Here is a 1,501-nt window from a genome sequence, read left to right as displayed (position 1 = left end):
GGGTAGCATTATCTGCAGCAGCAGCAGCTCGACCTAACCCCAGTGCTGAGGCAGCAGCTCCAGCCAATGTTGTTTCGAAAGAGCCGATATCACTTGCAGCAACGCTCTTAAGAGTCACCCCAATAGTTTCATTAGCGTTTGAACCTACTTGGAATGACTTTGTACCGAATGAACCATCCAGTAACTGCTGACCACCAAACGATGTTGTTTCTGCAATTCGTGTTAACTCTGTATTTAACTGTACAACTTCTTTCTGTAATGCTTCACGATCTTTATCTGAATTCGAACCATTTGCTGACTGAAGTGCAAGTTCACGCATACGTTGTAAAATATCAGTAGAAGCTTGCATTGCGCCTTCTGCGGTTTGCGCCATTGAGATACCATCATTTGCATTACGTTGCGCTACAGCTAAGCCATTTACCTGCGAAGTTAAACGATTTGAAATTTGTAGACCTGCCGCATCATCTTTTGCGCTATTAATGCGCATACCTGATGCTAAACGCTCCATTGACGTTGCTAGACCTTGACCTGATTTAGACAAGTTACGTTGAGCATTTAATGAAGATACATTTGTATTTACTGTTAAAGCCATGATAAAACTCCTGATTACTTTCGTAATATATCTGTTTTGATTTAACCAAGAACTTTCACAATTTGTATGTTCAAGCTCCGTACTGGTTAAGTTAACGGCAGATGCGAATTTATCTTTAGGCTTTTTTTTAAAAAAATGGATTTTATTTGAGGGTTTCAACTTAAAAAACTGATTTTAATCACTTTTTATTTTAAAACTATTTAAATTTTTTCGCTTAAATCGTATTCCCCTCTCATTTACTGCTCACTGTTTCTCTTTGTGCAAAAAGGTTTTAAGTGAATTAGTTACAAAGAGCATTAAAGCCACTGTGCGTTTCACTAAGAAATAAGAAAATTGTAATAAAAGAACACCGAGTGAATGCCGCCTACCTATTTTATTGTTTACGCAATAAAAAAGCGCAACTTGTGCGCTTTTCATATATAAAGCTATAATTTTAACTAACCACCTAACAAGCTGATCGCCGCTTGTGGTATTTGGTTAGCTTGCGATAAAATTGACGTACCCGCTTGTTGTAAGATTTGGTTTTTTGTCATAGCTGCTGTTTCAGATGCGAAATCAGTGTCTTTAATACGACTGCGTGAAGCAGATACGTTCTCTTGAACATTTGCTAAATTACTGATTGTTTGACTAAAGCGGTTTTGCACCGCACCTAAGTTTGCTCTTTGTGAATCAATTTGTGATAGCGCACCATCTATGATAGCTAGAGCGCTCTGAGAGCCATCCTGAGTATCGATGTTTATATCAGATACATTATTAAGAATAGCAACAGCATCAGCACCTAAATCTGCATCAGTGGCTGTTACAACGCTAAAGCTGTTATCTGAAGACAGTTTAATACTCCCAGCTACAGCAACACTATCAGCCGCAGCAGCTTGTCCATCCAATGCAATAGCAGTAGTTTGAACAGTC

At 38.6% G+C, this 1,501-nt stretch carries 1 protein-coding gene and 1 pseudogene; both read right to left on the bottom strand.

The window, feature by feature from the left end:
- A pseudogene (locus JIG37_RS13360) lies at positions 1–592 on the bottom strand (flagellin); the annotation flags it as partial.
- Positions 593–1,029: 437 nt separating this feature from the next.
- Positions 1,030–1,501, bottom strand: a 472-nt coding sequence (locus JIG37_RS13355) for a flagellin (RefSeq protein WP_280517217.1), incomplete at its 5' end; no start/stop codon positions are given.

This window comes from Pseudoalteromonas sp. bablab_jr010 (assembly GCF_016464105.1).
GTDB classification, from domain to species: Bacteria; Pseudomonadota; Gammaproteobacteria; order Enterobacterales; family Alteromonadaceae; genus Pseudoalteromonas; species Pseudoalteromonas simplex.
This window is presented reverse-complemented; position numbering and strand designations above follow the sequence as displayed.